The organism is Collinsella sp. LCP21S3_D3 (assembly GCF_052118305.1).
Taxonomy (GTDB): Bacteria; Actinomycetota; Coriobacteriia; order Coriobacteriales; family Coriobacteriaceae; genus Collinsella.
The window spans coordinates 126,490-148,618 of record NZ_JBQKHK010000004.1 but is presented as its reverse complement, the minus strand read 5'-3'; the positions used below and the strand labels follow the sequence as shown (position 1 = coordinate 148,618).

At 60.9% G+C, this 22,129-nt stretch carries 19 protein-coding genes and 1 riboswitch; of the genes, 1 reads left to right on the top strand and 18 read right to left on the bottom strand.

Translation table 11 applies throughout. The features are described 5' to 3' along the window. Positions 1-509: 509 nt before the first annotated feature. From ACTQ1S_RS03265 to ACTQ1S_RS03210, 12 genes are all read right to left on the bottom strand, one after another. Complete coding sequence (locus ACTQ1S_RS03265) at positions 510-1,793, bottom strand: aminotransferase class III-fold pyridoxal phosphate-dependent enzyme (RefSeq protein WP_441547060.1); 1,284 nt, start codon at positions 1,791-1,793, stop codon at positions 510-512. Between the two features lie 68 nt (positions 1,794-1,861). Continuing rightward, complete coding sequence (gene argB / locus ACTQ1S_RS03260) at positions 1,862-2,842, bottom strand: acetylglutamate kinase (RefSeq protein ID WP_427718310.1); 981 nt, start codon at positions 2,840-2,842, stop codon at positions 1,862-1,864. Positions 2,843-2,923: 81 nt separating this feature from the next. Then, positions 2,924-4,192 carry a bifunctional glutamate N-acetyltransferase/amino-acid acetyltransferase ArgJ gene (gene argJ, locus ACTQ1S_RS03255; protein ID WP_441547059.1) on the bottom strand — a complete coding sequence of 423 codons (1,269 nt, stop codon included), beginning with the start codon at positions 4,190-4,192 and terminating at the stop codon, positions 2,924-2,926. 134 nt (positions 4,193-4,326) lie between these two features. Continuing rightward, positions 4,327-5,397 (bottom strand): N-acetyl-gamma-glutamyl-phosphate reductase, encoded by a 1,071-nt coding sequence (argC, locus tag ACTQ1S_RS03250; RefSeq protein WP_441547058.1) that lies wholly within the window; start codon positions 5,395-5,397, stop codon positions 4,327-4,329. Between the two features lie 262 nt (positions 5,398-5,659). Then, positions 5,660-6,070: a pyridoxamine 5'-phosphate oxidase family protein gene (locus ACTQ1S_RS03245; RefSeq protein ID WP_427718303.1), complete on the bottom strand. Its 411-nt coding sequence runs from the start codon at positions 6,068-6,070 to the stop codon at positions 5,660-5,662. A gap of 53 nt (positions 6,071-6,123) precedes the next feature. Further along, positions 6,124-6,570, bottom strand: coding sequence for a pyridoxamine 5'-phosphate oxidase family protein (locus ACTQ1S_RS03240; RefSeq protein WP_154514803.1), 447 nt, complete (start codon positions 6,568-6,570; stop codon positions 6,124-6,126). A 30-nt stretch (positions 6,571-6,600) separates the two neighbouring features. Next, positions 6,601-7,401, bottom strand: a complete 801-nt coding sequence (locus tag ACTQ1S_RS03235; protein WP_441547057.1) for an energy-coupling factor transporter transmembrane component T family protein — start codon at positions 7,399-7,401, stop codon at positions 6,601-6,603. Beyond that, positions 7,401-9,305 carry an energy-coupling factor transporter ATPase gene (locus ACTQ1S_RS03230; protein ID WP_441547056.1) on the bottom strand — a complete coding sequence of 635 codons (1,905 nt, stop codon included), beginning with the start codon at positions 9,303-9,305 and terminating at the stop codon, positions 7,401-7,403. Before ACTQ1S_RS03230 ends, ACTQ1S_RS03235 begins: the two co-directional genes overlap by 1 nt. Next, positions 9,302-9,892, bottom strand: coding sequence for an ECF transporter S component (locus ACTQ1S_RS03225; RefSeq protein WP_441547055.1), 591 nt, complete (start codon positions 9,890-9,892; stop codon positions 9,302-9,304). The genes ACTQ1S_RS03230 and ACTQ1S_RS03225 overlap by 4 nt, the downstream gene beginning before the upstream one ends. A gap of 5 nt (positions 9,893-9,897) precedes the next feature. Further along, a riboswitch (FMN riboswitch) is annotated at positions 9,898-10,091 on the bottom strand. Between the two features lie 368 nt (positions 10,092-10,459). Continuing rightward, complete coding sequence (gene groL, locus ACTQ1S_RS03220) at positions 10,460-12,097, bottom strand: chaperonin GroEL (RefSeq protein WP_154514811.1); 1,638 nt, start codon at positions 12,095-12,097, stop codon at positions 10,460-10,462. Between the two features lie 96 nt (positions 12,098-12,193). Then, the gene (groES, locus tag ACTQ1S_RS03215; protein WP_154514813.1) at positions 12,194-12,487 is read right to left on the bottom strand and encodes a co-chaperone GroES; all 294 of its coding nucleotides are present in this window, start codon (positions 12,485-12,487) and stop codon (positions 12,194-12,196) included. A 921-nt stretch (positions 12,488-13,408) separates the two neighbouring features. Next, positions 13,409-15,052 carry an amidohydrolase gene (locus tag ACTQ1S_RS03210; protein WP_441547054.1) on the bottom strand — a complete coding sequence of 548 codons (1,644 nt, stop codon included), beginning with the start codon at positions 15,050-15,052 and terminating at the stop codon, positions 13,409-13,411. Positions 15,053-15,356: 304 nt separating this feature from the next. Between ACTQ1S_RS03210 and ACTQ1S_RS03205 the strand changes: the two genes are divergently transcribed. Further along, positions 15,357-16,820, top strand: coding sequence for a M20 family metallopeptidase (locus ACTQ1S_RS03205; RefSeq protein ID WP_441067625.1), 1,464 nt, complete (start codon positions 15,357-15,359; stop codon positions 16,818-16,820). 140 nt (positions 16,821-16,960) lie between these two features. On the opposite strand, the gene ACTQ1S_RS03200 is transcribed toward ACTQ1S_RS03205, so the two are convergent. The 6 genes from ACTQ1S_RS03200 to ACTQ1S_RS03175 form a co-directional block, all read right to left on the bottom strand. Continuing rightward, entirely contained in the window at positions 16,961-18,208 is a 1,248-nt protein-coding gene (locus tag ACTQ1S_RS03200) for a DUF4013 domain-containing protein (protein ID WP_441015150.1), read from the bottom strand. A 150-nt stretch (positions 18,209-18,358) separates the two neighbouring features. Continuing rightward, a complete protein-coding gene (locus ACTQ1S_RS03195) occupies positions 18,359-19,381 on the bottom strand; it encodes a YitT family protein (protein ID WP_427728028.1) in 1,023 nt (340 codons plus the stop codon). A 207-nt stretch (positions 19,382-19,588) separates the two neighbouring features. Then, the gene (locus tag ACTQ1S_RS03190) at positions 19,589-20,110 is read right to left on the bottom strand and encodes an Asp23/Gls24 family envelope stress response protein (protein WP_154514821.1); all 522 of its coding nucleotides are present in this window, start codon (positions 20,108-20,110) and stop codon (positions 19,589-19,591) included. Positions 20,111-20,154: 44 nt separating this feature from the next. Further along, entirely contained in the window at positions 20,155-20,532 is a 378-nt protein-coding gene (locus ACTQ1S_RS03185) for a DUF2273 domain-containing protein (RefSeq protein ID WP_441547053.1), read from the bottom strand. Further along, positions 20,525-21,070, bottom strand: a complete 546-nt coding sequence (locus ACTQ1S_RS03180) for a hypothetical protein (RefSeq protein ID WP_195838499.1) — start codon at positions 21,068-21,070, stop codon at positions 20,525-20,527. The genes ACTQ1S_RS03185 and ACTQ1S_RS03180 overlap by 8 nt, the downstream gene beginning before the upstream one ends. A 165-nt stretch (positions 21,071-21,235) precedes the next feature. Next, on the bottom strand, positions 21,236-22,042 hold the full coding sequence (locus ACTQ1S_RS03175) for a YebC/PmpR family DNA-binding transcriptional regulator (protein ID WP_154514825.1): 807 nt from the start codon (positions 22,040-22,042) through the stop codon (positions 21,236-21,238). Between the last annotated feature and the right edge of the window lie 87 nt (positions 22,043-22,129).

Genomic DNA, 22,129 nt, shown 5'->3' with positions numbered 1-22,129 from the left:
CCTTTCCCTTTTGGGCCCAGTGCAGAGGGATTCGAACCCGCAAGGGTGCGGAGCTGAGGAAACGCGAAGCGTTTTCCAGCGCAGCACGCGAGGAGCGGAGCGACGAAGCGGGGCGCGGGCGGCGCCAGCCGCACGCGGACATCCCTCATCGCCCACCACTTGATTGAAAAGGCTCCCAGCGATGGGGGCCTTTCCCTTTTGGGCCCAGTGCAGAGGGATTCGAACCCGCAAGGGTGCGGAGCTGAGGAAACGCGAAGCGTTTTCCAGCGCAGCACGCGAGGAGCGGAGCGACGAAGCGGAAGCGGGCGGCGCCAGCCGCACGCGGACATCCCTCATCGCCCACCACTTGATTGAAAAGGCTCCCAGCGATGGGGGCCTTTCTTTTTTGCACACGGCCTATCCCAGCCATGGTAAATCGATAGCAAAACGGGCTCCAGTTCGCCCAATCGTGCGCCAAACGGCACGTGACGGTCTGGAACCCGCTTCAAATTGCTCTATGCCTGATGACGCTAAGCTAAAACACCCGCCAGGATCTCGATTAGGCTGTCCACATCGGCTTCCTCGCACACGAGCGGCGGCAAGAAGCGCAGTGTATGTGCACCTGTAGCGTTAATCACGGCACCAGCCACCAACGCGCGAGCCACAACGTCGTGCGCATCACCCGCAGCATCGTCCAAATCGCAGCCGAGCATTAGGCCGCGACCACGCACCTCGGTAACATGCGGCAGCTTGGCGAGCCTTGCCTCCATATAGGCACCCACCTTGGCGGCATGGTCTGCGTAGTCACCGCGCACAAGCGCGGAGAGCGTCGCGGCACACGCCGCGATGGCCAAGCAGCTGCCGCCGAAGGTCGAACCATGGTCGCCGGGCTTAAAGATGTCAGCGATTTCCTTCTTTGCCACCACGGCACCCATGGGCACGCCGTCGGCGATGCCCTTGGCAAGACTCATGATATCGGGCTCCACACCATAAGTCTGAAACGCGAACGGCTTGCCGGAGCGGAAAATACCACACTGGACCTCGTCGGCGATAAGCACGGCACCCACCTCGTGTGCCAAGTCGCGCGCCGCCGCCATAAACTCCTCGGTCATGGGATGCACACCGCTTTCGCCCTGGATCGGCTCGAGCATCACAGCGCAAATCTCGCTTCCCAACTGCTTAAAGATTGCGTGTAGTTCATCTACATCGTTGGGTGTGCATGCCACAAAGCCACCCGGCAGCGGGCGGAAACTGTCCTGCAGCCAATCCTGCATGGTCGCCGCAATGGTCTCGAGCGTACGACCATGAAATCCGCCGCGCATACACACGATGGTGTTGCCACCGTTGCCAGCACGTTTGGCATACAGACGCGCGAGCTTCATAGAGCCCTCGTTGGCCTCGGCACCGGAATTGGCAAAGAACGTCTCCCACACCTGCTCGCCCGCAGCCGGAGCGCCAAGCGCCGCCGCCGTGGTCTCGTCGCCAGCGGCAATCGCGTCGGCAAGCACGCGCGCACCGTCCGCATCGTCGTTGGCGAGCTTGGACAGCAACGCCGCGACCTGGCCGCGCTGCTCAATGTAGAAGTAGTTCGAGACATGCAGGAGCTTCTTGGCCTGGGCCTCGAGCGCCGAGAGCACCGCCGGGTTGCCGTGGCCTAGGCTGCATACGCCAATACCTGCAAGAAAATCGAGATATTCGCGACCATCGTCGCCGGTGAGCTTCATGCCGTGGCCCTCGACAAACTCGACCGGCGAGCGGCCAAAGGTTTGCATAACGTAGTGGGATTCGAGCGATTGTTGAGCTGCAAGTGACATGAGATGCCTTTCGTTAAGCGCCAGGTGGCGCGGACTGTGGGTGTAACGGTGTGACGATTTCTAACCAGCTAGACCGTCTGGAGCTTCTCGACCTCGTCGAGGTTCTCGGTCAGGCGCGCCGCAAAGGTCGAAAGCGGGTGCGGGTGCGTATCAAATTCGTAGGCCGTCTCGGTAGAGTGGATCACGGTGCCGACGCCGGCATCGGTCAGCAGCTCCAGGAGCAGCGAGTGCGGCGTGGTACCGTTAATGATGTGAGCGCGAAATACGCCGCCGACAAGCGCATCGACGGCCGCGCGCAGTTTGGGAATCATGCCCTTATCGACCTCGCCACCGTAGAGCATCTCATTAACCTCGTCGAGCGTTAGGTTGGAGATGAGCGAGTCTTTATCGCTAAAGTCCTTGTACAGGCCGTCGACGTCGGTCAAAAAGATCGCCTTGTGCGCGTGGAGCGCCGCCGCAACGGCACCGGCGGCGGTGTCGGCGTTGATATTGAAGAAGCCACCGTCCTCCCCCGCCGCGACGGTAGCGATGACGGGAATATACTCGCTATCGAGCAAGTTCTCGATGTAGTCGGTGTTGACATGCGTCACTTTGCCCACGCGTCCGAGCTCGGGGTCGAGCGGCTCGGCGATGAGCGTGCCGGCGTCGCTGCCCGATACACCCACGGCCAAGTTACCGTGGTGGTTGATTGCCGCCACCAGCTCTTGGTTAACCTTGCCGCCCAGCACCTCGCGCACGATATCCATGGTCGCCGGCGTGGTCACGCGCTGACCGTTCTTAAACTCGACGGGCATATCGTAATGGCTCAGCGCCTCGTTGATGGCTTTACCACCGCCATGCACGATGACGGGGCGCATGCCGATAATCTTGAGCAAAACGATGTCGCTCATCACGTCGCGACGTAGTTGCTCGTCTACCATGGCGGCCCCGCCATACTTGATAACGACCGTCTTGCCGGTCAGGTTTTTAATCCACGGCAGCGCTTCGAACAGCAGCTGCGCAGTTGCTTCGTTGGATTCGCTCGAACGACAATCGCGTGCGAATTTCATAATCTGCCTCGTCTTTCGTATCGTTATCGCGCTGTGCTCCGCTGCCCGCAATCGCGGCGAGATGCGCAGCGTGCCTGGAGTCTAGGAGCGGTAGTCACCATTGATTGAGATGTACTCGTGCGTGAGGTCACAGGTCCACACGGTCGTTGCCGCGTCGCCTGCGCCCAGGTCGGCCGAAATCACGATCTCGGGCGCCTCAAAACGTCGCAGGGCCTCGTCCTCGTCAAAAGGAACAGTCAGGCCATCGCGGCAGACGGGCATGCCCATCATGTCGATGGAAACGTCTTCCTGATTAAACTTTACGCCGCACTTGCCGAGCGCCATGGCAACGCGACCCCAATTGCAGTCGTGGCCAGCGATGCAGGTCTTGACGAGCGGCGAATTGGCGACGGCACGGGCGGCGATATCGGCTTCCTCGTCGTTGGCGGCGCCGGTGACGTTAACCGTCACGAGCTTTGACGCACCCTCGCCATCGGCCGCGATGTTACGCGCCAGGCTCTCGCACACCTCGTGTACGGCAAAGGCCAGCTCGTCAAAGGCGTCAGTGCCCTCGACGATGGCCTCGGCATCCGCGGCGGCAGCGCCAGAAGCCAGCATGATACAGGTGTCGTTGGTCGAGGTATCGGAATCGACCGTCACTTTATTAAAGGTCTGTGTAACGGTCGAGAGCAGTAGGGTGTGGAGCGCCGCCGACTCGACGGGGGCATCGGTAGTAATGACCGCGATCATGGTGGCCATATTGGGCATGATCATGCCCGATCCCTTGCACATGCCGCCCACCGTATAGGTATTGTCTGCGTGCCCCGCGGCCTCGCTGCTGTAGCGAACGGCATACTCCTTGGAATGCGTATCGGTCGTCATGATGGCACGGGCTGCATCGGCGCCGCCATGGGCAGAGAGTGCCTCGTAGGCGGACGGAATTGCCGTCTCAAACGTGTCGATCGGCAGAATCTGTCCGATCACGCCCGTGGAGGCAACTAAAATCTGTTGGGGTTCACAGCCAATGACCTGCGAGGCGATATTGCACGTCTCGCGCGCACAGGCAAGGCCGGTCTCGCCCGTGGCGGCGTTCGCGTTGCCGGAGTTGATTGAAACACCGGCGATGATGCCATAGCCCTTGTCCGTACCGCCCAGGTTGGCACGGCTCACCTGCACGGGCGCCGCACAAAAGCGGTTAGTCGTAAACACTCCGGCCCCGGGACAGGGTTTATCGGGCACAACGAGCGCGTAATCCAGGCGCTCGGGATTCTTGCGGAATCCGGCATGGATGCCCGCCGCCTTAAAGCCGGCTGCCGCCGTTACGCCGCCCTCTACGGCACGAATCTTGATATCGAACTGCTCAGCATTCATCGTCTTTACGACTCCTTATGTCAAACAAAAAATGGGCATCGGTTGGTGCGCCATGCCAGCCACAATCATGAGACCAGCTTAAAAGTGGCGCCAAACTCGATACCCGACTACCAAATCGTTAATAATCGAATGTGCTACACCGGGCACGCCACTGTGGGCAAGCCTCGTCGCTCGTCAAAACCAAAGACGATGTTGGCGCACTGGACCGCCTGGCCCGCAGCGCCCTTGCACAAATTGTCGATGGCGCCCGTCGCCACCAGCACGCCCGCACGCTTGTTGAGCGCAAGGCCGATCTGGGCGGCATTGGTACCGACAACCGAAGCCGTCTTGGGCTGCTGGCCGGCATCGAGCACGCGCACAAAGGTACGACCGGCGTAGAACTTCTTGTAATGGTCGACGGCATCCTCAAGAGTCAGCGCTTCGAGAGCCTGCGTTGCGAGCGGCAGCGTCACCGTAGAGAGCAGGCCGCGCTTGAGCGGTGCCAGGTGCGGAGTAAAGACGACGCGATCGGTAAGGCCCAGAATTTGCTCGATTTCTGGCGTATGGCGATGTTTTCCTACGCCATAGGCCTCCAGATTCTCGTCCGCGCTGCAAAAATGGGTGCGGGTGTTGCACGACTTACCGGCACCCGTCACGCCACTGATGGCGTCGACGACTACGGGGCCGCTCTGGGCCACCCAGCCCGCACGCACGGCAGGCGCGGCAGCAAGACTCGTTGCGGTGGGATAGCAACCGGCGCAGGCGACCAGTACGGGCTTTCCGTCGGCGTGGTCGGATGCAGCGGTCTCTAAGTCCTGGCAGAACAACTCGGGCAGACCGAAGGCACGTGTCTTGAGCAACTCGGGGCTCGTGTGCTCGGCGGCATACCATGCCTCAAAGACGGACGCGTCGCTCAGACGGTAATCGGCCGAAAGATCAAAGCAAGAGACACCCGACGCAAGCAGAGCGGGCACCTGTGCCATGGCAGCCGTGTGCGGCACGGCGAGAAAAACCGCATCGCAGCTCTTGAGTTCAGGGGCGTCATGCGTGGTGAAAACCAGATCGCTCACGCCAGCAAAGCTCGGATACACCGCGGACAGCAGCTGGCCGGCATCGGCGTTGGACGTAATGGCAACAAGTTCAAACTCGGGATGGCCGAGCACGAGGCGAATAAGCTCGGCGCCGGCATATCCAGCCGCGCCGACGATTCCAACCTTTAAAGACATATCGGACTCCTTGTCTGCGGTCTTATGCGTCATTGCGCATTCCGCAGCCGTCGTTATGAGGTAGGTTGAAACTTTAGCACCCGAGAATGCATATTTACGCAAATAATTTGTGTCTTCATGCATTGAAACATACCCGACACATTCGCTTGTAGGAATTGACAAAAAAAAGCGAGCTCTGCATTAGCCGCAGCGCATCATGCTGCTGGCCAATGCAGAGCCCACCTTATACGGAATACCAAACTTAAGGGTCGCCCAGAGCAGCCTAGAGCTCGACCGGAACCCATTCGTCGTGATTGCAGATAAAAGCCTCGGGGTCCTCGACGCTAAAGAAGACGAGCGTGGGATCGTTAGGCCCCTCATAGTGCTCGCTCAAGCGCTCAAGATGCTTCCACCCGGCCTCGCGCATTTCATCCGAAGCCCGGTCGTCCAGACCCGCACGCCCGCGCAGGATCAACCAACCATGGCCCGGCCACCAACTCGTGGCCTCAAAGCGCTGGTTTTGCAGCAGCTCTTGCCACACATCTTTGGTGCGCGCCGTTACAAACCACAGCTTGCCGTCCTGAATCTGCGCAAACGAGAACGGACGCACATGCGGCTGCCCGTCCACGCTCGTCGCTAGGTACCACGCCGGCACCGACGTCAGATACTCCAGCACCGTATTCAATCCGTCCACGTTTCCTCCTGTCATCTGACCAGTCTTTTGGAATGGGCAGCCAATTTGGGAAATTAAAGCTCGAGGAGCTCTTCGCTGCCGTCGATATCGCAGAACCGCGCGGCGATGTTGCGGACCGAGAAGAACGCAAGGCGGCCATCGTTGGCACTATCGTGTTGCTCGCCAATGCCCACCATGTGCTTAAAGCCCGTCTGGCGCACCTTGTCACTCACGAATGCATCGTCCTCGAGTGCGGCCTCGCCAGTTAACACGATCCAGCACTCCCCCGGCTTCCAGCCCGATACCTCAAACTTGGGATTCTTGCTCAACTCCGCCCACACGTCCTTGTCGCGCGACGTGCAAAACCACAGCTTGTCGTTATCGACCATGGCAAACGAAAACGGCCTCACGCGGGGCTGATGCCCGTCGTTTGCATCGGTCGTGGCAAGATACCACGCCGGAATGCGCCTGAGATACGAGCAGACGCGTTCGAGCTGAGCCGTGCGATCGATGTCGGTCATAGAGACCCCTTTCTTGCGCTCGAATCGAGCTTAGACGAGTTGAAGATTGATAACGACAACGCATGCCACCAGCAGCGCCATCGCCACCGCGGCCAGTGCATCCCCGCGGCCAAACGTAAGCGCATGCAGACGCGTGCGTCCCCGCTCGCCGTGATAGCAGCGCGCATCCATGGCGGCCGAAAGCGTCTCGGCATGACGGAACACGCCAGTAAACAGCGGAATCGCCACACTGCCGAGCATGCGCACGCCACCGAGCGGACCGCCCGTCACGCGCGCGCCACGGCTTGCCTGTGCGTCGGCCGTCTGTTTCATCTCGGTGGCAAACTGCGGCATAAAGCGCAGCGCGATACCCATAATCATGCCGAGCTCGTGCGCCGGAAGCCCCACACGCGCGAATGGTGCGAGCAGGCGCTCAAAACCCGCGGTGAGGTCGAGCGTCGGCGTGGTGAGCGTAATGGCGCTCATGCCGGCCATCATCATCGACAGGCGACACGCCATAAACGTCGCAGAACGCAGCGAGCCCTCGCTCACCTGCAAAAAGCCAAACTGCCACAAAATGCGGCCACTCTGATCGGAAAACAGGTTGAGCACCGCGACCACCACGACAATCGCCAGCAGTGGTGCCATCGACGATAGGACCCGACGCAACGGAACCCGGGCCGCGACATAGACCAGCACGACAAAAATTGCGATCGGAACCAGCCCGCGGAAGCTGCCGACGGTGAGCGCAGTGATCAGAAATGCGAAACCTAGGAGCAACTTAGTGCGCGGATCCAGACGATGCAGCGCGCTTTCCCCCGGATAGTAGCTGCCAAATGAGAATGCCTCCATTAGCAGCCCTCCTCTTGCGTGGCCATCTTGGAACCAGCCTGACGCGACGCCCTCAAAGGTCCGTCCGCGCAGCCTAGCAGCATGCCGGCCAACTCGTCGGCCAGCGACTCAACCGTATAAAGCTTGTCGCAGCGGAGCGGCACACCGGCTTGCACGAGCGACAATGCCATGCGCTGCGCAGCGGGAACGCCCAAACCGATCGATTTGAGCTCGTTCGCGTGCGCAAAAACCTGTGCGGGCGTTCCATCGGCAAACACCGCGCCCTCGTTCATCACAACGATACGGTCACAACAATTTGCCAGGTCATCCATGCTGTGCGAAACCATGACAACGGTCAGGCCCTCACGATGGAGCCGATCGATGAGCGCCAGGAAATCCCTGCGCGCAGCCGGATCGAGCCCCGCCATGGGCTCGTCGAGCACCAGGACCTCGGGCTCCATGGCGAGCACGCCGGCAAACGCCACGCGGCGCTGCTGACCGCCCGAAAGCTCAAAGGGGCTCTTGTCGCCTATCGCGGCAAGGTCGAGGCCCACGCGCGCAAGCGATGTTGCGACACGGCGAACAACCTCGTCTTGCGGCAGGCCAAGGTTGCGCGGGCCAAACGCCACGTCCTGCGCCACGGTCTCGGCAAATAGCTGGCGCTCAGGATACTGAAACACCACGCCGACCTTGGCCTTAACCGCGGCGGCGCCTTTCTTGCTTGATAGGTCGAGTCCCAGTGCGCAAACGCTCCCCTCCTGTGGACGAATCAGCCCGTTGAGGTGCTGAACCAGCGTTGATTTACCCGAGCCGGTATGACCCGCCAGGCCCAGAAACTCGCCGCGACGCACCGTCAGCGAAACATCACGTAGCGCCCAGGGGCTGTTTGGATCGCTGCCCCAAAGAGCCTGTTTGCCCGATGCGCCCACAGTGGTCGAGCGCTTGCGCCATCGGCGGCGCTCGCGGGCGCTCAGCGAGTAACTATGCGAGAGGTGCGAAATCTCGATGACGGGTTCCGACGCGACCATCCCGTCGGCTGCAGAGGATGCATGGTCAAGCACACGAGAATCGGATACGGAGGGCCGCCCAGCGACGTCCGCCCCGCTCCGCTCAGCATAAACCTGTGCAATCTCGGCGACCATATCCGCCTCACGCACCTGCGCGCAAACGGGTACGCCCTTCGCGCGGAGTGCCCTACCTAGACAGCACGACGCCGGCATATCCAGGTTGAGCTGGGCAAGTTCGTCCGCCCGCGTCAAGATTTCCTCGGGCGCACCGAGCATGGCAACGCGCCCCGCCCGAAACACCGCGACACGATCGGCCTCGGCGGCCTCTTCCATAACGTGCGTAATCATCACGATGGTCATGCCGCGATCGTGCAACGCGCGGCAAACCTTCATGAGGCCCTTGCGTCCACGCGGATCGAGCATCGAGGAAGCCTCGTCCAATATGAGCACGCGCGGTTCCATGGCGAGCACGCCGGCAAGCGCCACGCGCTGCTTTTGGCCGCCCGAAAGTGCATGGGTCTCGTGGCGCTCAAAGCCCACCAGGCCCACACCCTTCAGCGCCTCGCGCACGCGCTGCGCAATTTGCGCCGATGGCACGCCAAGGTTTTCGGGACCAAACGCAACGTCATCTTCGACAAGCGTTGCCACCAGCTGATCATCGGGATTCTGGAACACCATGCCCGCGGTCGAACGAATGTCGTAGACCAACTCGGGATCGGATGCATCCATGCCGTTGATACGCACCGCGCCTGCATCGGGCTGCAGCAGCGCATTCAGATGCTTGGCAAACGTCGACTTACCCGACCCATTGCCGCCGAGGATGCAGAGAAACTCGCCATCCTCGATGTTCAGATCGATACCGTCGAGCGCCGGCGTGACACCGTCATAGCTAAAGGAAACGCCTCGACAATCAATCATGCGCGGCCTTTGACCTGGTTCTTTTTAGGCGTGATGAGGTTGGAGACCGCCTTGTACACTGCAAGCGTGAGCACCGAGTTGAGCACGGTCTTGATAAGGTTGAACGGCAGCACGGCAGGAACCATGAGCGGAGCGATCGCATCGACCGAGCCATACCAGAACCATACGCCAATGGTAAGGTTTGCGGCCATAGACAGCGCCGTAGCGGCAATGACGCCGAACACCAGGCCAATCACAGCACCCTTATAGGTATGCATCTTCTGGTAGACGATAGCCGCGGGCAGAATGTAGCCCAGCGTGACAACCAGGTTCATAAGCGCACCGACCCAGTCACCCGTGGTGAGCGCGTGAATAACGATAGCCATAGCGGCAACAGCAGTACCGGTGCCGGGACCATACGCAAACCCGCACACCATCGCCGGCACCAGCGACGGGTCGTAGGTCAAAAACGGCGCCGAAGGAAGGATGGGCAGCTGCACGTACATAAACAGGGCGCCCAAGGCGCACATCAGCGCCATGGTAACGAGCTGTTTGGTGCTCCACCTATTCGTGTTCTCAAAATGGATATGCTGCGACTGTTCAGACATAAGATCACCTGCCTCTTTCATCCGGACTCTAACCGTTGGTACTGGGATCTCACCAGTTCAGCCGGCATGCGAACCAACGCACGCACGGGTCGCGGACTCATCGGCTCGGACGCAGGTACCTCGCCTGCGCCACGGCGCCCCTCTGGCACCGTCCGATTTACCGCCAGTGGGGGAATTTCACCCCGCCCTGAAACAGCAATTCCAAGTCTAGCACGGGCAGGCTTTCGCGCAAGTATGCCAAGGGTAATTTATGGTGGGGATCAGTTGCCGCAACAACCACGTTCCCCACCCATCCCACAGTAACGCGCCTTTCGCGCAAAGCGCGAAACAGCGTCCGGGATACGTATCCTCAACAACCACGTCCTTCTCCGCGAGCCGACTTCAAGGCCGTAAACGCAGGGGATCCGGGGGCGTGACGGGGCTTCTCTCCGGAACATTCCGCAGGACGCAAAGAGGCTCCGCAGCGCGAAGCGCGATGCGGAGCCTCTTTGCATGTCCGAGGACGTTCCGGAGAGAAGCCCCGTCACGCCCCCGGATCCCCGGTGGGAGTTCTAGACCTTGTCGGCCTTAGTACATACCGCCGCCCTGCTGACCAGCGGTAGCAGCAGCGATAGCATCCTCAAGCTGAGTGTTCTTGGGCACATCGGAAACCGTGGCCTCGGTGATAAGGATCAGGCTGGCGACAGAAGCAGCGTTCTGCAGGGTGACGCGGCTGACCTTGACGGGGTCGAGGACGCCCATCTCGATCATGTCGCCCCACTCGCCGCTGGCAGAGTTGAGGCCCTGGCCAGCGGGCAGCTCGGCGACCTTGTCGACCACGACAGCGCCCTCAAAGCCAGCGTTCTTGGCAATGGTTGCGACCGGAGCGGTCAGAGCCTTCTTGACGATGTCGACGCCGATCTTCTCCTCGGGGTCGTCGATCTCGACTGCATCGAGCGCAGGTACAGCGTCCATGAAGGCGACGCCGCCGCCAGCGACAATGCCCTCCTCGACAGCAGCGCGGGTTGCCTGCAGGGCGTCCTCGACGCGGTGCTTGATCTCCTTGAGCTCGGACTCGGTGGCAGCGCCGACCTTGATGACGGCAACGCCACCGGAGAGCTTGGCCAGGCGCTCCTGGAGCTTCTCGCGGTCGAAGTCAGAGGTGGTGTTCTCCATCTCGCCCTTGATCTGAGCAATACGGGCGTCGATGGCCTCCTTGGAGCCAGCGCCGCCGACGATGACGGTGTTGTCCTTGGAGATGGTGACGGACTTAGCGGTACCGAGCATATCGGCGGTGATGTCAGCGACCTTCACGCCCAGCTCGTCCAGAGCAGCCTGACCACCGGTGAGGACGGCGATGTCCTCGAGAATGCGCTTGCGGCGATCACCGTAGCCCGGAGCCTTGACGGCGCAGACGTTGAGGGCGCCGCGGATCTTGTTGAGGACGAGGGTGGGCAGAGCCTCGCCGTCGATGTCCTCAGCGATGATGAGCAGGCCACGGCCAGCGCGCTGAACAGCCTCGAGAACAGGCATGATATCCTGGACGCTGGAGATCTTCTGGTCGGTGATGAGGATGTACGGATCCTTCATCACGGCCTCCATGCGGTCGTTGTCCGTGACGAAGTAAGCGGAGACGTAGCCCTTATCGAACTGCATGCCCTCGACGGTGTCGATGGTGATGTCGAACGTCTGGGAATCCTCGACGGTGATGACGCCGTCCTTGCCCACGACTTCCATGGCCTCGGCGATCTTCTCGCCGACCTCGGGGTCACCGGCGGAGATGGTACCGACGGAAGCAATCTGCTCCTTGGTCTCGACCGGCTTGGCCTGCTTCTTCATCTCGGCGACGGCGGCGTTGACGGCCTTGTCGATGCCGCGACGGATGGCCAGCGGGTTGGCGCCAGCGGCGACGTTGCGAAGACCGTCGTTAACGATGGCCTGAGCGAGCAGGGTTGCGGTGGTGGTGCCGTCACCCACGGTGTCGTTGGTCTTGGTGGCGACCTCCTTCACCAGCTGGGCACCCATGTTCTCGATGTTGTCCTCGAGCTCGATCTCCTTGGCGACGGAAACACCGTCGTTGGTGATGGTCGGGGCACCGAACGTGCGCTGCAGGGCGACATAGCGACCCTTGGGGCCCATGGTGACGGTAACGGCATCGGCCAGAGTGTTGACGCCCTTGGCGAGCTTAGCGCGGGCATCGGTATTGAACGTAATGTTCTTTGCCATGGTAGGTAATCCTCCAAAAGAAATGTGACTCACGTCGCCGCTTCCGAGTCCTATGCGGCGACCGCGTTCAAAGACGAATCAGAGAGCCTGATGAGACTAGGCCTCGACGACGGCGTAAATGTCGTCGGCGCGCATCAGCAGATACTTCTCGCCGTCGACCTTGACCTCGTTGCCACCGAACTTGCCGTAGATGACAACGTCGCCTTCCTTGACGTCCATGGGGATGCGCTCACCCTTGTCGTTGACCTTGCCAGCGCCAACGGCAATGACGGTGCCGCGCTGCGGCTTCTCCTGAGCGTTGCTGGCGATATACAGACCAGAAGCGGTCTTCTGCTCGGCCTCGTCGGGCTTGACCAGAACACGATCTGCAAGCGGCTTCAAAGACGACATGCTTGTCTCCTCCTTTTTGGGCCGCGTGGTTATGCCACGCGAATTAACCCCATTTGTTTGCGTACGCGTTGAATGGTACCCACGAATGGCGGGTTATACAACACAGAGTCAAAAAATCTTATTTTTTGGCACTTAGATTTTCTGAATGCCGGGGGGATAACTTGTGCGCAGCTCCCGTGTGGCGCCGGAGGGGCGGGGCATAAGGTTTCCTGCTCGGGCAGTCCTGCTCGCACGAAGGCCACATTACGTGGCCTTCGGCTCGTGCGGAACTCGCGATAAACCTTATATCCCGCCCCTCCGGCGCCACACGGGAGCCAAGTTAACTAGTTCGGGCGCGGCATTCAGAAACGTCAGTGCAGCAAAATGGCGATGCGGATAGGAACATGGGCATGGCTTTCGCTGCACGCACGGGTCCCCTGGGGAGCACCGTGCATTTTTGGGAGTATTCAGCAGACCAGGATGGCTGCATACGCGCCAGACACATCTTATTGGTCCCAAGGACGCCTTCGACCGGCGATTTGGGTCGGCAGGCAGACCCCATCAGGGCATAAAGGCATGCCTCGTGCCTGCCCGGACGCCAAAATGACGTCAATCCCCATGACATTACCCGACCGCAACGGCGCCGGCAGAGCTCGCAGTGCTGAATACTCCGTTTTTTGCACGGCCCAGGCGGGGGTACATCAGGGCCAGAAAGAACATCCCAACCTTTTTATGCAATCTGTAATGGGAAGTATGCAAAACACCATGAGGCAGCATTGCAAATGTCCAATTTGAACGCGCGGGGCAGCAGCGCCTCCACCCCACGCACAAATCCGGCAGAGCAGGGACGCTCATAACGATTCCCCACCGATATGCAGACGTGGCTCGAGCGCCATCCCAAAATAAGTCGCCCGGGCCGCGTTTAACGACACGGCATGAGCATCAGCGCTCGTAGATGAGGTTACCGGCTAGGTAGGTGGCCTGAACCTTGGTGGCTTGCAGCTCTTGGGGGTCAACGGTGAGCGGGTTTTGGTCCAAGACCACCAGGTCAGCATACTTGCCGGGCTCCAAGCTGCCGAGGTTTTGCTCGTCGCCTGCTGCATAGGCGCTGCCCAAGGTGTAGTTGCGCAAAGCCGTTGCCGCGTCGATGCGCTCGCTCGGTAACCAGCCGCCCTCGGGCCAGTGGCTTTTGGGGTCCTGGCGTGTGATAGCCGTGTAGAGCACGTCCATGCTGGTAACGGGCGTGATGGGGCTGTCGGTACCGAAGGCTTGGCGAATGCCGCGCTGCTTATAGGTTGCGAACGGCCACATGATGCGGCTGCGCTCCAAGCCCAAATCGCGCTCCGGTCCACCCGGGTCGAGCGTAATGTGGCAGGGCTGGCTCGAGGCGACCACGTTGAGCTTGCGCAGGCGGTCGATGTCCTCGGGCAGGAGGTTCTCCAGGTGCTCGAGCGTGTTGTGGCCGTGCTGGGGCAGGCCGTACAGACCGGCGGCTTCCTCGAAGATATCCAGCGCGGCATGAATCGCACCGTCGCCGATAACGTGGATGCGCACGGCGCGGCCGCGCTCCGCAGCCGCCAGAACCAGCTTGCGCATGCGCTCGGCGGAAACCGTCAGACGGCCTTGGTCGCCCGGGAAGCGCGGATTGGTATAGGGCTCGGTGAGATATGCCGTATGTTCGCTCGACACGCCGTCAAAGAACTGCTTAAAGCCCGGCGCCGAAAGCAGTGCGTTGTTCGCGTAACGTGCCTGCAGCTCTTCTAGACGCGACTGGTCATCCAGCAGCGTGGGGAACAGATGGGCACGAATGCCCAGCTTGCCGGCTGTCTGCAGTTTGTCGTAGACGTCGTCGCGGATAAAATCGCAGCCCGGCATGGGCATGAGCGACATGTCGCAGATCGAGGTGATGCCCTGCTCGGCCATGCGCCTCATTTGATCGGCGTAAGCGCTTGCGATGCGATCTTCGCCCAGCCACTCAAGGCAGCGCGGCAACAGCTGCATGGCGGCCGCCTCGTGAGCAATGCCCGTGAGCTCACCGTTTGCGTCCTTGTCGTAGCTGCCGCCCGCTGGCGGCTCGCTATCGCGCGTGACGCCGAGCGCCTCGAGAGCGCGACTGTTGAGCCACAGCGTGTGGCCGTCGCCCGAGTACATAACGCAGGGACGATCGGGAAATACCGCATCGAGCGACGCCTTGGTAGGATGCTCGGGCGGGTCCCAACGGTAGTCGCGCCAGCCCTGCGTCACAACCCAAGCGTCGTCGGGCAGATCCTGGAAAAACTCGAGCACGTGCTGCACCAGCGCCACCTCGGACGTGCCCCCATCCATGAGCATATACGGCGAGGAACCGACCGAGGTATGAAAGAAGTGCAGATGAGCGTCATGGAAACCGGGGCAGACAAACTGCTCGCCGTAGTCGATAACCGGCGTGGCGGCAGGCGCGGCGGCGATCACGTCATCGGGCTTGCCGACTGCGACGATACGGTCGCCTGCGATGGCAATCGCCAGCTCACGGGCGGTATCGATGCCATCTTGCGAGGTAAAAACGTTCTTAGAGCGGATAATCCGATCGATATGTTGCATGGGCATCCCCATCTCTGGCAGGAAATTCAACACCCCCGAGTGTACTCCACCGCCACAGCTGCAAAACGTCAAGCGGTAAACGGCACCTTTCCCAACCCCAACGGCCCCGCCTGCCACTTGGGGACGGGGTAGAAATGGTAGATTTCAAGCTTGAAAGCCGCATCCAAGGCTGCGTGCACAAGCAATTTGGACCTGTCAAGGTTACGGAGGTATCCATTTCTACCATTTCTGCCCCGTCCCCAAGTGGTAGGTGGCATACTGGAAAGAGCCTGTACGATTTTGCGATAAACCAGCAAGGAGCAAATCGACCATGACGAAGACCAAGGCACAGCAGATTATGGCAGCGACCGAGGCCCGCGCGGCTGATGACGTCACCGCAGCCATCCAAGATATCGCCGCCGAGTTTGAGCCCTACATCATCAAGCAGCGCCGGCACTTCCATAAGCACCCGGAGCTGAGCCTCGCCGAAGAGCGCACGACTTCTGACATCGCCAACCAGCTCGACGCCATGAATATCCCCTACGAGCGCCCGCTTAAGACGGGCCTGGTGGCGACCCTTCGCGGCACCGCACCCGACGCCTACCGCGAGGACGGCACGCCGCGCCGCCGCATCCTGCTGCGCGCCGATATCGACGCCCTACCCGTCACCGAACAGACCGGCGAGGAGTTCGCCAGCGTCAACGAGGGCTGCATGCACGCCTGCGGCCACGACTGCCACATTGCCATGATGCTCGGCACGCTGCAGATCCTGCGCCATATGACCGACGACATCCACGGCGAGGTCCGCATCGTCTTCCAACCCAGTGAGGAAAACGGCCAAGGCGCCAAACTCATGATCGGCACGGGCGTGCTCGACGGCGTCGATGGCGCCTACGCCGCACACATCTGGAGTGAGGTCGACGCCGGCACCGTAAGCTGCGAGCCCGGTCCGCGCATGGCCAATACCGACTGGTTCCGCATTGATGTCCGCGGCACCTCGTGCCACGGCGCCATGCCCCAGCGCGGCCACGACGCCGTCATGGTGGCGGCCGAGATCGTCAACGCCCTGCAGACCATCGTTTCGCGCGAGATCAGCCCCTACGAGCCGGCCGTCATTACCGTCGGCGAGCTGCACGGCGGCACCGCGCGCAACGTTATCGCCGGTACCGCCTACCTCGCCGGCACGGTGCGCACCTATGGCGATTCGACGCACGAGGAAATGCCCGAGCTCATGCGCCGCATCGTAGAGCACACTGCGGCGGCCCTGGGCGCCGAGGCTGAACTTACCGACTACACCATCGCCAACTACAAGGTCGAAAACGACGTCGCCTCGAGCGAGCGTTGTCGTCAGGCCGTGGTCAAGTGTCTGGGTGCAGCCGGCGAAGGCCATTATCGCGGCACGCTTTCGGGCGAGGATTTTTCGGAGTACCTGCGCCGTGTACCGGGTGTGCTTGCCTTTGTGGGCACGCGCAACCCCAAGATTGGCGCCACGTACGCCCAGCACTCCTGCTTCTATAAGATCGACGAGAGCGTGCTCGCCAAGGGCTCCATGGTAGCCGCTCAGTATGCCATCGACTTTTTGGCCGAGCCCACGCAAGAGGAGCTCGACGGCCCCGCTATCGCCGCGGTTGCCGAGACCAATCCCGATCTGGCAGCCAAGCTACGCTCTGCCAAGGCAACGGCCGCCGAGGCCCGCGACGCCATGCACGACGCCCGCACCGCCCGCCATGCCGCCATCAAGGGCATCCACGAAGCTCGCACCGCCGCTCGTCACGAAGAGAAGCACAACGAGTAGTCGAATCGCGACCATCTCGCAGCCGTAGCCACATCGCGATGTCAAAGCGGGGGCGGACGTTTCGACACGTCCGCCCCCGCTCATTCGTCAAGCACTATTTCTACCATTTCCACCCCGTCCCCAAATGGCAGGTGACAGGGCTACTCGTCTTGCGGGTCCTCGTCGGAGCTTGGCGCGGGCTCCGTCGTGGGCTCGGACTCCGTCGTGGGCTCGGACTCCGGCGCAGATCCCGGGACAGACTCAGGCTCGGGCTCAGGCGCGACATCCGGAGCGCTGTAACCCGAAGGAGCGGACTTCTTCTCGAAGGGCAATACAAACGTCAGGACGTCGTCCTTATCCTCGTCGGCCCACTCGCTTGCATAACGTGCGACCCAATAGCCAACGGCACGGTGCTTGAGCATCTTGCCAAAGACCGTTAGAAATACGGTGACGAAAGCGATCAGCACCAGGAACAGTACGAGTGAGATGCCACCGCCGGTAACAATTGCCTCAATACCCGTAGGACGATAGTAGTAGCTATACATACCGACAGAGGCAATAGCGCCAAAGACCGCCGTCAAGATCCATGTGACAACGTTGGCGACCAGGCCCGTCAAAAACTCGGGAAGGAATGAAGCGCAGAACAGCTTGGTCTTATTGTTCTTAAAGGCCGCCCAGACCTTGTCGAGCGAAAACGCGCTCTCGACGCGACCGGTCACCGCAAAGTGCATCACGGCGATATCGGCGAACATCTTAAAGAAGACTCCCAGGACCGCCGTGGCAATCATAGCCAGGACAAGCAGGCCAAGCGAGCCAAACAGCGCAGTCTCGAGCGCAGAAGAGCCGTAATACGAATACGAGCCCGCCGCGCCAATTACCACGCTCTCCACCAGCGAAAGCACTACACCAATAACGGGAATGGCAGCGATAATCTCGAGCACGACCGAAATAACGCTCGAAAAGACCCCGAGGCCAAACGATGTGGAACGCATCAACGGACGATCCATGCCGTCATCGATCTTAAGCGACAGGTCGCGACCCCACTCGATGCCAAAGCCCGAACCGCACACACTCGCCACGCAGGCGGCCAAAAAGCCGATGGCAGCTGCAATACCGCCGATAACGGGAATGAACAGCACGAGCACCGACACGACACAGATAAGCGCCGGCAAAAAAGCAATCTGGCACACGCGCTGCAGCACGCCCGGAGTCTTGGTCATGTCTTGGAACGCCTGAGCCACACAGCCTTTTGGCGCATTCGCCACGGGCGGTTGCGGAACAAACTGCTGGGGCTGAGACTGTCCCTGGGGAGCGGGGCCGGCGGCCTTGACCTCGGTATTAGGGGCACCGCACACGCCGCAGAACTTGTCGTTATCGCCCATGGGGGCGCCACACTGCGAACAGAACATCGAAATCATCCCTTCGTATCTAGAGTGAATCACCTGGATCGCAAACGACGTCTTTGGCAACATTATCGCGCAATGTGGGGACAAATACCCCAAGATGACCGATTTGAAACATAGGCGGCTTTATTCAATGGTTCGAAGGGTATATCCGCGCTAGTTCGTGCCGCGGAAGCCCTTGCCCACGATCTCGGAGCTGTCAACGATCGTGATAAACGCATCTGGATCGATATCGCGGGTATAGCGGCGCAGTTGCACTGCTTCGCGACGGCTCAGCACGCTCATGATCACCGTCACGCAATTGCCCGAGAAGGCACCGTAGCCGCGGCTGATCGTTGCCGTGCGGTTGAGATGCTTGACGATAAACTCCTCGACTTTGCGTGGCTCGGCGCAAATAATCGTACAGACCTTGCGCAAGTGAATGCTCTCGATGGCCTTGTCGACCACAAGCGTCTTGGCAAACAGGCCGAGCACGCAGTACAGGCCAACGCGCGGACCGTACAAAAAGGCCGCGATGGTCACGATGCCGATATCGACCAGTAGCAAGGCGCGTCCGATCTCGAGCGTCGTGCGACGCTTGAGGATCATGGCAAGGATATCGGTGCCGCCCGTTGAGGCGCCAATGTCAAAGACAATGGCACTGCCCAGCGCCGGCAAAATCACGGCAAAACACAGATCGAGCCACATATCGCCCGTCATCGAAACATCCGTCGGAATGAAGAGCTCAAACAGCGAGACGTAGGCCGAAAGCGCAAACGAGGCAAAAACGCTCCAAAGGATTGCCTTGCGCTCCAAAAAGATAAAGCCCAAGACGACGAGAACCGCATTGATGATCCACATAAAGACGCCGACGGGCAGAGTCGGGAACAGCGTGGAAAGAATGACCGACACGCCCGAGGTTCCGCCGAAGGCAAAGTGATTGGGGGTTTTAAACGCAACGATGGCGAACGCCGTGAGGATCAGGCCCAGATTGAGCTCGGCGAAAAAGCGCGGGAAGCCCGGCTCCTGGCTGCGCTTGCGGCCGGCACGCTCGCCGCGCTCGATATCGGCGCGATCGACCACGCGCTCCATCGGCACCACGGGAGGACGATGCACCTCCTCGGCGGCACGCGATGCCGCCTCTGCCGCGGCGGCCTCAATCGCCCATGCCTTGCTTTCTGTTTCGTGCTCGTCGGCCATTACGGCAACCCCTCGTTAACAATTTGGAAACAATGCGCCCATTAGGGTAACGCGGAACGCGAAGATTGCAACCCTAAGTTAGACGAGTGGAATGACTACATCGAGGGCATATAGAAAACGGTCGACCGCACTTTTGCTTGCGCGGTCGACCGTTTAGCGTTTTCGCAGGTAAAACCTATCGAAACAAACCTGTCCCTATTTGGTAGGTTATTCGTGCTGGCTGGTGCGATGCTCGTACTCCTCGGGGGTGATGACATCCTCGATGCGCAGGTTGACGCCTGCCACCTCAAGGCCGGTCATCGCGGCCAGACGCTCGGTCACGCGCGCCTTAACGTCGTCGAAAATCGCGGGTGCGTAGGCGCCGTACTCGATAATGACGGAAATGTTGACGACCACGCGGTTGTCATCGGTGACCTCGACCGTCACGCCCTTGGTCAGGTTCTCGGCACCAAACTGCTCCTGCACAAAGTGCATAAGGTTGCCCTTCATGCCCAGGACGTGCGGCACCTCGCGGGTGGCCATGGCGACGATCTTCTCGATCACACCGTTGGAATAGGTCAGCGAATCCTCGGACTCGTCCGCTTCCTCATCATCCTCGTCCGCATCGTCGGCGGGCTCGGCCTCGACGAGCGCCCCGTCCTCGAGCGTTACGTCCTCAGCCTCGGCGGCGACGGTCTCGTCTGCCTCGAGCTCGGTATCGGCCACATCGACCTTCGTGTTAAAAGCCATGGTTCCTCCTTATGCCCACCGCACACGCGGCGGTCGAATACATACTAGCGGCCGCTAAACAGACGGCCGAAGAAGTTGACGATCCCGTTCTCGCCGTCACGGATCTGGCCAATCACGGCGCCGATCAGCACAAAGAATGCGATGACGAGTGTATCCCACAGGCCGATCGTGAGCACCAGCACGGCGAGCACAAAACCAGCGACGGCTCCGAGCGTGGTGTTGGGATGACGGACGGCATAGCTCCAGATGGCCGCCCCCGTACCCTTGATGAGACCCATGGCCTCGTCAAAGTCGCTGGCGGCGCTGTCGTGCTGCTCGCCGGCCTCGGGGGTGGTGTCGGCGGACTCGCCTGCCGGCGTAGCGTTCTGGTCGATCGTCAGGCGCGGGGTGCGGACGGTCTTGTCTTGATTGGTATCACTCACCGGAAACCTCCACGGTCTGGACGGTAGTCTTGGACGGCAAAAAACGGACGCGCGCGGTCGTGCCCGGCGTGCCGAGCATGGTGTCGCAGGCCTCCTCGATACGTTGCTGCATCGCGGTTGCAAGGGAGGCCACGTCCCGGTCATCGAGCGCGATGGCGTCGACCTTAAAACGGACGAGCGATTCGTCGGAACCCTGCACGCGCGCCTCGACATGCTCGACCATCACACGGTCGTCGCGCTCTGCCGCAGCGCGAGCGCACGAGGAAAGCGCTGCGAGGGTGACCTCGATGTTGCGCTCCCCCGCCGGATGTACGCAGGACGGCTCGCGACGCGCGAACATCAGGCGGAAAAACCCGATGAGCACGCCAAGTGCCACGATGGCGGCGCACACCGTAACGACGACGCGAGGCATGGTGTCACGCAACAGCAGCATAAAGCGATACGTATACGGTCCCCAGAACTGGCAGACAAGCGTGCCCAGCGCCACGATGGCGGCGGCAAGGTACACGATTGCTAGGGCTCGTTTGAGTACGCGCACGCGCGCTCCCTTCAGGTTTCGGTCCACAGAATGCAAAACGATTCGCATCATTATAAAAGAGCCGGGTCCGGTGCCATACGCACGCGGATCCGGCTCATCTATTCCACGAGGCTTGTATGCTCGCTTCATTATGCCCAGATATGCACGGCTTAACCCGTGCAGGCGCTACTCCTCCTCGAGGGCAGCGATGACCTCGTCGGTCATGTCCATGGTGCTGTAAACATCCTGAACGTCGTCGAGCTCCTCGAGACGGTCGATGAGGCGCTGGACCTTCTTGGCATCGGCGCCGGAGACCTCGGTCGGGGTGGTCGGAACCATGGTGGTCTCGGAGCCCTTGACCTGGATGCCCTGCTCCTCGAGCGCCTTGGAAACAGCCATGACGTCGTTGGCGGCGGTCCAAACGATCCACTCCTCGCCGGCGTCCTCGTAGTCGTCGCCACCGGCCTCGGCGATAGCCATCATGAACTCTTCCTCGTCACCGGCAGCACCGTTGGCGATCATGGTCTCCTTCTTGGCGTTCTCGTCCAGGATCTCCTTGGCGACGACGATCTGGCCCTTGCGCTCAAACTGGAAGGCGACGGAGCCGGAGGTGCCCAGGTTGCCGCCAGCGTGGGAGAAGGCGGAACGGACATCGGCGGCGGTACGGTTGCGGTTATCGGTCAGGCAGTCGACGTAGACGGCAACGCCGGCGGGACCATAGCCCTCGTACACGATGTTCTCGTAGACGGCGGCATCGGCACCCGAACCGAAGGCCTTGTCGATAGCGGACTTGATCTTGTCCTTGGGCATGGACTGAGCCTTGGCCTTAGCAACGGCAGCGGCGAGGCTGGCGTTGTTCTCGGGCAGCGGGTCGCCGCCGAGACGGGCAGCAACGGTGATGTTGCGGCTCAGCTTGGAGAAGAGGGCGGAACGCTTGGCGTCCTGCGCGCCCTTACGATGCTTGGTTGTGGCCCACTTAGAGTGTCCGGACATACGTGTCTCCTATCGGTTTCGACCTAAAGCCCAGCGCAGATGCTCGGGCAATATAAACAAACGTCGTTATGATATACCTACTGGCCT